Source organism: Streptomyces sp. B1866 (assembly GCF_031932565.1).
Lineage (GTDB): Bacteria > Actinomycetota > Actinomycetes > Streptomycetales > Streptomycetaceae > Streptomyces.
Genome location: NZ_JAVSCF010000021.1, coordinates 33,441 through 41,879, shown reverse-complemented (window position 1 = coordinate 41,879; position 8,439 = coordinate 33,441). Strand labels below are relative to the sequence as shown.

Sequence of the window (8,439 nt, the reverse complement as noted above, 5' to 3'; positions counted from 1 at the left end):
GCCCGCCCCGGCCGCGTCCGCCCCGGCCGCGAGCAGCGCCTGCGGGGACAGGGCGGCCGCCGCCTGTACGGGCAGGCCCGCCGCCGCCAGGCCCGCCGCAGCGGTCTCGGCCAGCGGCACCCCGTACCGCGCGAGCCGCAGCGGCATCAGCGACTCGACGGGTGCCTTGCGGCGCCAGGCGCGGCCGTAGCGGGCGCGCAGCCGGGCCCGGTAGACCAGGCGGTCCTGCTCGAAGCGGATGACCTCGTCGTAACTGCGCAGCTCCCACAGCTTCATCCGGCGCCACAGCCGGAAGGTCGGCACCGGCGCGAGCAGCCAGCGGGCGATGCGCACCGACTCCATGTGCCGGTCGGCGGTGATGTCGGCGATCCGCCCGATCGCGTGCCGGGCCGCCTCGACGGAGACGATGAACAGCACCGGGATGACGGCGTGCATGCCGACGCCGAGCTTGTCGGGCCAGGCGGCGGCGCCGTTGAAGGCGATGGTGGCGGCGGTCAGCAGCCACGCGGTCTGCCGCAGCAGCGGGAAGGGGATGCGCAGCCACGTCAGCAGCAGGTCCAGGGCGAGCAGGACGACGATCCCGGCGTCGATGCCGATGGGAAATACGGCGGAGAAGCGGCCGAAACCCCGGTCGTGGGCGAGGTCGCGCACGGCGGTGTACGAGCCCGCGAAGCCGATGGCGGCGATCACCAGCGCACCGGTGACGACCACCCCGACCAGTATTCGATGTGTGCGTGTCAACTGCATCGCGGCCACCCGCGTTCCCTCCCGCCTTCGGCAACCGGCGGGCCCAGCCTGGCATACGCGTCAAGCCCCGTTGACACGAAGGGGCGGGATGACGGGCCGGGGGCGCGTGCGGCGGGCGGTGCGTTCACCGCGGGTACGGGCGTCCGCCGCCCGTCCGTACGCCCGCCGCCCGTACGCCCGCGTCCCCCGTACGCACGGGGTCTGACCGGGGCTCAGGCGCCGCCGGTCTCAGGAGTTGGCCCGCTCCACCGCCGCGAGCGCCTCCTCGGCCGCCGCCTGCGCGTCCTTCAGCAGCCGTGCCCCGTCCGGGGTCTTGGCGTCCTCGTAGCCCGCGCCGTCGAGTTCGACGGTCACCACCACGTTGGCGGCCCGGGCTATGACGGTCTGGTTGCGGAAGTCCTCGCCGTCCTTCTTGCTCTCGCCGCGCACCGTGCTCGCCGCGTCGCCGATGCCCTGGGCCTGGCCGGTGACGGCCTTTCGCAGGCCCTCGGCGGTGGCGGCCCGCTGGGCCTGCTCGGCGGCGTAGTCCCGCGCGCGCGTCTCGCCCGCGCCGAGCGCCGGGTCGGAGGGCAGCAGCCGCAGCGAGACGGTCAGCGACCGGTACTGGTATCCGTCCAGGCGGCTCCACAGGCAGCTGCCCGACTCGCCGGAGTCCGTCGTCGGCAGCGACTTGCCGTGCTTGCTGCCGTCTCTGGGCACCAGGCGGTCGACGGTCCTGGGCGGCAGCGCCGAGCAGGGCGCGGGCAGCTTGGCGTACTTCCCGGGCGCGAGGGTCGGCGAGGCGCTGGTGCGGCCCGGGGTCGGCGAGGTCTCGTCCGGGCCCTTGTCGTCCCCGCCCGAGCCGGACGAGCAGCCGACCGCGAGCAGCGCGGGCAGGCCGAGGACGGCGAGCGCGCGGAGGGCGCGGAGCGTACGGGACGTGCGGGGCAGTCGCGAGGGTGTGCGGTGCATGGGTCCTTCGCTTGTCGGGTCGGCGGCCCGGTCCGGGCGGCGGCGCGTACGGGTACGGCGCGTGCGTGTGTGTGATGCGGTGCACGCGCGGGCGGTGCTAGGTGCTAGGTGCCAGGTGCTAGTCGCGGAAGCGGTCGGCCAGCTTGCGGGCCAGGTCGCCCGCCTCGCCCTGCATGGACGCGCTGTCGGGGACGTGGCCTCGGTCGCTGGACCAGTGGCCGTAGGTGACGGTGACGAGCACGTTGGAGGAGCGGAAGACGAGGGTGACGTCACGGCCGGCGCCGGAGCGGCGGAGGGTGGGCCGGTCGTCGAGGTACGCCTCGTCGCCCAGGTCGCCCACGCGGCGCGGCGCGGTGGTGTCCGCGCCGTCGTCCCCGCCGTCGTCTCCGTCCCCGCCGTCCTGGTCCTGCCCGCCGCCGTCCGAGCCGCCCGTGGCGCCCGAGCCGCCCGTGGCGCCGCTCGCGCTCGGCGAGGGTCCGCCGGTGGCGCCCGCCGTACCGGACGTACCCGTCGGCGAACCGGAGGCCGGGGAGTCCGCGTCCGCGTCCGAGGACGAGGACGAGGACGAGGAGGACGGGGCCGGGCCGGTGCTCGGGGAGTCCGGGACGTGCGCGGCCGCGGCCTTCTTCTCGTACGTCTCCTCCGCGCGCTGCTCGTCGCTGACCGCCGGGTCGTAGGAGACCACGCGCTCGAAATCGAGGGTGAGGACGCGCGTGCCGTCCGGGGTCTGGTACTGCCAGCGGCAGCCGACGCGCCGGTCGCTGTCGTACGTCGGGGCGGGCCGGCCCGCGTAGACCTGGTCCTCCTCGTCCTCCGGCACGCCGGGCAGCAGGTCGCGCAGCGCGCCGCGGCGGACGGCGGCGCACGCGTCGGGCAGGGTCCGGTACTTGCCGGGCGGCGCGGCGGCCGGCCCGCCCGTGGTGGGGTCCACGCCGCCGTGCAGGCCGGAGCCCGAGGCGGAGGTGGTGCACCCGGTGAGCCCGGCGGCGGCCAGCCCGGCGGCGGCCACGGCGCCGAGCAGGGCGGCGGCACGCCTGGCGCTCAGGCGGCCCGGGGAGTACGTACCGCGCGGGGCTGGCTGCACTGTGGTCCGCGTCCTTTCCAACGGGTCGGGCGGGCTGAACGGTCCGGGCGGGCGGTGCCGGTCGGGCGGGCCGGGCGGCCCGGCGGCCTTCAGCGGCGGCGCGCCCCGGCCCCGGCCGGCGTCCTGCCCGGCGCTCCGCGCGCCACCCCGCCCGGCGCTCCGCGCGTCAGTCCGGCCGGGGTCCCGCGCGGGAGGTTCGGTGGAGCGGGCCCTACTTGCTGCACGTATGGCCGCGTCCCGCGGTTCCCCGGCGCGCGCCCGCGTGCCGCGCGCCGTACCGCGCGCCGCCCGGCCGCCGCCTCGTTCGTTCGTCATGGCCTGTGGCTCCCGTCGCGCCGGCGGTCAGCTCTCCGGGCGCGGCTCGCGGTGCACCTTGTGCTGGGCGGCCTGCGCGCGCGGGCGGACGACCAGCAGGTCGACGTTCACGTGGGACGGCCGGGTGACGGCCCAGGCGACGGTGTCGGCGACGTCGTCCGCGGTGAGCGGTTCGGCCACGCCCTCGTACACGGCGGCGGCCTGGGCGGCGTCGCCGCGGTAACGGTTCACCGCGAACTCGTCGGTCCGCACCATCCCCGGCGCGACCTCCACCACCCGCACCGGCTCCCCGCACAGCTCCAGGCGGAGGGTGGCGGCGAGGGCGTGCGCGCCGTGCTTGGCGGCCACGTACCCGCCGCCGCCCTCGTACGCGACATGGCCCGCGGTGGACGACAGCACGACCACCGTGCCGTCGCCGCTCGCGGTGAGAGCGGGCAGCAGGGCCTGCGTGACGTGCAGCACGCCGAGCACGTTCACCTCGTACATCGCGCGCCAGTCGGCGGGGTCGGCGGCCGCGGCGTACTCGGCGCCGACGGCCCCGCCCGCGTTGTTGACCAATACGTGAACGGGGTCCGGGTTCGCGCCGGAGGCGGTCAGGTGCGCCGCGAAGGCGTCGACGGCGGCCCGGTCGGTGACGTCCAGCGCGTACGCCTCGGCCTGCCCGCCCGCCGCGGTCAGCTCGGCGGCCAGCGCCTCCACCCGCTCCTTGCGGCGCGCGGCGAGGACGACGCGGAAACCCGCGGCGGCCAGCCGTCGCGCGGTGGCCGCCCCGATTCCGCTGCTCGCGCCGGTGACGACTGCGGTACGGGCGGTCATGGGGCCTCCGGTGAAACTCCTGGTGCCTGCGGGTGGCGTACGCAGCATATGACGGGCCGGCCGCGGCGGTCCGAGCCGCCACCCGCTGGGGGCCCGCCGCCGCCGGGCGCCGGGACGGCGGTTCGCGCGGGCGCGCGGGTGCCGCCGGGCGGCCGTCCGGCGGGTCTTCCGGCGCCCGGTGGCCAGCGTCCGGTACGCATCGGGTGCGGGCGGCGGTGAACGGTTCCGGCTTCGGCGTCTCCTGACAGAGCGTGAGCGAGTCGCGGCCGGTCCACCCCGGAAAAGGAAAAATAAAAACAATAACGAAAATCGGGATTGAGCCCGTGATTCCGGTGCCATAACCCGGACCTTGGGTTGACGCGGGGGGAGGACAGCCCGATGTCCGGTGCGAGCGGTGGCGTGCACGTCGAGGGCGGCGTCGACGGGCGTCCAGCGCGCCTCGTGCCGCACGACGACGCACCCGGGCCCGGCCTCGCGCGCCTCGGGCCCGGGCACGTTCACCGCGACCTTCCGCCCGCCTCCGCCGGCGGAGTACGGCAGCACGTACCCGGCGCGGGTCACCGTGCGCGACGACCCGGGCCGGGGGGCGACGCGCCTGTCCGTGACCGGCACCACCGCCCCGGCCGGCGACACCACCAGTCCCGTCACGCCGTCGGAAGGAGCCCCGACATGACGGCAGCCCACCATCCCGACCCCCACCCCTGCCAGGTGCCCGCCCGCCGCCTGCCCGGCGCGCCCGGCGCGGTGGTCCGCGCCGAGCAGGCGGCGGACGGGCCCGGCCCGGTCTCCGCGGCGGAGATGGCCGCGCTGCGCGCCGAGTTCGCGCGGGTACGGGCGCTGGTGGCGCGCGCCGCGCCGGGCGACGGCCGGGCCCTGGACCTGTTGCGGGAGCTGGAGGAGTCGGTCGCCGACCCCACACCCGAGGACCTGTCCACGATGGTGTACGTGCGGCGCTGGTTCACCCGCAACCGGCCCGCCCTCGCCGGGACGGTCACGTCCCTGATGGTCCACCCGGTGGTGGGCCGCCTGGTGGACGCGGCGGGCGGGGCGGTGGCCGAGGACTACCGGCGGCGGTTCGGCGTGCCGGGGCCGTAGCGGCGCCCGCGGCCCAGCCCTCCTCGCCCGGACGGACCACCACCACGCCACGGGCCCGCAGAGCACCGGCCGCCGCCTTCGTGCTCGGCCCGGGTTTCGGCGGCGTCGACCACGGGCTCAGCCCTGCGAGGCGGGCGCCCGCGGGCCGCGACGCGGCGACCCGCGCGTACCGGTCAGCCGCCCGTGGACCGTCCTGGCCTCACCACCGGCCGGGACGGTGTGCGGACCGGACCGCCGCTCCGGGCCGCGTCACCGCGGCTCGGGAATCTGCGTCGACAGGCAGAACGGGTGACCCGAAGGGTCCAGCAGCACCCGCCAGCGGTCCGGCGCCGGCTGGTGCGCCACCCGCCGCGCGCCCAGCGCGACGGCGGCCGTTTCGGCGGCGTCCAGGTCGGCCACGGCGACGTCCAGGTGGATCTGCTTCGGTACGGCGTCCTCGGGCCAGGACGGCGGCCGGTAGCCGGCCACGCGCGTGGCGACGAGGTAGAGGCCGCCGGCCTGGACGACCGTGAAGTCGTCCTGCTGGAACACCAGCTTCCCGCCGACCACTTCGGCCCAGAACGCGGCCAGAGGGCCAGGGTCGGCACAGTCCAGAGCCACGGACCTCAGTTGACCGATCGCCACGGCAGTCTCCTTTGTCGGGTGCGCCAACGGCCCCGCGACCCTAACCCGTTCGGCTCGCGCGGCGGCCGCGGGCGCGCCGGGCGGCTCGCGCGGCCGTATCGCCTCGGACACCGGCTGCCGGGCCGGCCCCAGCCGGGTACGGTCCAGCTCCGGCCGTACGCGATCCGGTCCCAGCCGTACGCGAGCCGTGCCCAGCCGCGCCGCCCCGATTCCCGCACGGCACACCGGCGGCGGCGCCCAGGGCAGGCGGCTCAGGCGCGCAGCGCGTGGACCGTCCCCGCGTCGTTGCCGACGAAGACCAGGCCNGGACCGTCCCCGCGTCGTTGCCGACGAAGACCAGGCCGTCCGCGGCGGCGGGCGAGGACTTCACGTCGGCCCCGGTGTCGTAGCGCCACCGCTGCGTGCCCGTCGCCGCGTCGACCGCGTACACGGTGCCGCTCTTGCTGCCGACGTAGACGACTCCGCCCGCGACCACGGGCGAGGAGTAGACGATGCTGCCGGCGGCGAACTGCCAGCGCTTCGCGCCGGTCGCCAGGTCCACCGCGTACAGGTGGCCGTCGTCGCTGCCCACGTAGACCGTGCCCTTGTCGATCGCCGGGGAGGAGCCCACCCCGTCGCCCGTGGTGAACTTCCACAGCCGCGCGCCGGTGCCGGTGTCCACCGCGTACAGGCTGCCGTCGTAGCTGCCCGCGCACACGGTGCGGCCCGACACGGCGGGCGAGGACTTCACCTCCGCCCCCGTCGCCAGCCGCCAGCGCCGCTCGCCCGTGGCCGCCTCGACCGCGTGCAGGTAGCCGTCCTTGGCGCCGACGTACACCGCGCCGCCCGCCACCACGGGGGACGAGCGAATCCAGCCGCCCGTACGGTACCGCCAGCGCGGCTTGCCGGTGCCGGTGTCGATCGCGTACAGGTGGCCGTCGTCGCTGCCGACGTAGACGGTGCCGCCCGCCACCACCGGCGAGGAGTTGACCTCGCCGCCGGTGTCGTAGCGCCACAGCTCCCGGCCGGTGGACGCGTCCACGGCGTGCAGGCCGTAGTCGGCGCTGCCGACGTAGACGGCGTTTCCGACGACGGCCGCGGCCGAGTAGACGCCGTTGCCGGTGGTCAGCCGCCAGCGGGGGGCGCCGGTCCGGCCGTCCAGCGCGTACAGGTTGGTGTCCCTGCTGCCGGCGTAGACCACGCCGTTCGCCGCCGTCAGGGCCCCCACCACCTGGCCGCCCGTGGCCGTCTTCCAGGCCAGCCGCGGCGCCGGACCCGTGGATGCGCCGCCGCTGTTGTCCTTGCTGCCGCTGTCGTGGTCGCCGTCGCCGCCGGTGTCGCGCAGGAGCCACCAGCCGCCGAGACCGGCGGCCGACGCGGCCGCGGCCCCGACGAGCCCGGCCAGCAGGCGGCGCCGGCCGACCGGGCGCGGCGCTGCCGGTACGGGCGTGACGTGCACCGAGCCGAGGTCGCCGGGCGGCGCCCCGGTACCGGTACCACCCATGGCGGGCGGCGCGCCGAAGCCCGTGGACGTGCGGTCCGGGCGCGGCCAGGGGGACGTGGCGGCGACATCACCGGTGGCCGGACCGCCGGTGCCGGGCGCGCCGGTGGCGGATCCGTTCGTACGTGGCGCGTCGGCGGCCGGCGCCCCCGTACGAAAGCCCGTACCCGTACCCGTGGCCGCACCCGTGCCGAAGCCCCCGCCCGTGGCCCCCGCACCCGAACCCGGCGGGCCGAAGACGCCCGACGGGGCGGGCTCGGGCGTGGGCGGGGTGGCGGGCGCGGTGACGGTCTCGGCGTGGTTGACGGCGTTGGCGAGGGAGTCGGGCAGCCAGCCGGTGCCGCGCAGGGTCGGTGTGGGCACCTGGCTCCGCGGCCCGTCCGCCCCGCCCGGCGCCGGCTCGGCCAGCTCCCGCAGCACCTCGGACACGTCCGGCCGGTCCGCCGGCTCCTTGGCCAGGCACCGCGCGATGACGGCCCGCAGCCCCTCGGGCAGCGCGGCGAGGTCCGGCGCCTCGTGGACCGCGCGGTAGCCGAGGACGGCGGCGGTGCCCTCCCCGAACGGCCCGGTGCCGCAGGCCGCGAAGACCAGCACGGCGCCCAGGCAGAAGACGTCCGTGGCGGCTCCCACCGGCTGGCCGGTGAGCTGCTCGGGGGCCATGAAGCCGGGCGTGCCGATGGTGAGCCCGGTGCTGGTGATGGCCCCGGCGCCGGACACCACCGCGATGCCGAAGTCGATGACGCGCGGACCGTCCTGGGCCAGCAGGACGTTCGAGGGCTTCAGGTCGCGGTGCACGAGCCCGGCCGCGTGGATGGCCTGAAGGGCCTCGGCCAGCCCGGCGCCCAGCACCCGCACCGACGCCTCCGGCAGGGGCCCGTGCCGGCCGACCGCGTCGGACAGCGAGAGCCCGGGCACGTACAGCGTCGCGAGCCAGGGCGGCGCGCCGTACGGGTCGGCGCTGACCACGGCGGCGGTGAACGCCCCGCTGACGGCCTGCGCGGCCGCCGCCTCCCGGGCGAACCGCGCGCGGAACCCCGGATCGTCGGCCAGCTCCGGCCGGATGACCTTCACGGCCACGGCCCGCCCGCCCGGGGAGCGCCCCAGGTACACCTGACCCATGCCACCCGCGCCCAGCCGGCCCGTGATCCGGTACGGACCCACCTGCCGTGGGTCACCGGCCGCCAACGCCTTCACTCTGTATGCCCCCCATTTCGCGGTCGACCGCCGTCGGCCGACGTCGCCGTCACCGCTCCAGGATGTCCGAAACCAGTCCTTACGACACTCTTATAGCCGTACCGGTTCCGATCGTTGGCGTGCTGTGACCGAC

7 protein-coding genes are annotated in these 8,439 nt (G+C 76.9%); 1 reads left to right on the top strand and 6 read right to left on the bottom strand.

From position 1 onward, the window contains the following. The 4 genes from RKE29_RS05605 to RKE29_RS05590 form a co-directional block, all read right to left on the bottom strand. Window positions 1-756: DUF2637 domain-containing protein (locus RKE29_RS05605; RefSeq protein ID WP_312003913.1), on the bottom strand; the 756-nt coding region annotated here is incomplete at its 3' end. Window positions 757-975: 219 nt separating this feature from the next. Next, complete coding sequence (locus RKE29_RS05600) at window positions 976-1,698, bottom strand: hypothetical protein (RefSeq protein WP_312003912.1); 723 nt, start codon at window positions 1,696-1,698, stop codon at window positions 976-978. A gap of 118 nt (window positions 1,699-1,816) precedes the next feature. Next, window positions 1,817-2,782, bottom strand: a complete 966-nt coding sequence (locus RKE29_RS05595; protein WP_312003911.1) for a DUF3558 domain-containing protein — start codon at window positions 2,780-2,782, stop codon at window positions 1,817-1,819. 342 nt (window positions 2,783-3,124) lie between these two features. Further along, window positions 3,125-3,913: an SDR family NAD(P)-dependent oxidoreductase gene (locus RKE29_RS05590; RefSeq protein ID WP_312003910.1), complete on the bottom strand. Its 789-nt coding sequence runs from the start codon at window positions 3,911-3,913 to the stop codon at window positions 3,125-3,127. A 669-nt stretch (window positions 3,914-4,582) separates the two neighbouring features. Between RKE29_RS05590 and RKE29_RS05585 the strand changes: the two genes are divergently transcribed. Next, window positions 4,583-5,008: a hypothetical protein gene (locus tag RKE29_RS05585; RefSeq protein WP_312003909.1), complete on the top strand. Its 426-nt coding sequence runs from the start codon at window positions 4,583-4,585 to the stop codon at window positions 5,006-5,008. Between the two features lie 249 nt (window positions 5,009-5,257). Here RKE29_RS05585 and RKE29_RS05580 read toward each other — a convergent pair whose 3' ends face one another. Beyond that, window positions 5,258-5,632, bottom strand: coding sequence for a VOC family protein (locus RKE29_RS05580; RefSeq protein ID WP_312003908.1), 375 nt, complete (start codon window positions 5,630-5,632; stop codon window positions 5,258-5,260). A 40-nt stretch (window positions 5,633-5,672) separates the two neighbouring features. Next, entirely contained in the window at window positions 5,673-8,273 is a 2,601-nt protein-coding gene (locus RKE29_RS05575) for a serine/threonine-protein kinase (protein ID WP_312003917.1), read from the bottom strand. Between the last annotated feature and the right edge of the window lie 166 nt (window positions 8,274-8,439).

Excerpts from the sequence above, each read along its gene's own strand:
- RKE29_RS05600 (WP_312003912.1), bottom strand. The coding sequence starts at position 1,698 with ATGCACCGCACACCCTCGCGACTGCCCCGCACGTCCCGTACGCTCCGC.
- RKE29_RS05585 (WP_312003909.1), top strand. The coding sequence starts at position 4,583 with ATGACGGCAGCCCACCATCCCGACCCCCACCCCTGCCAGGTGCCCGCC.
- RKE29_RS05590 (WP_312003910.1), bottom strand. The coding sequence starts at position 3,913 with ATGACCGCCCGTACCGCAGTCGTCACCGGCGCGAGCAGCGGAATCGGG.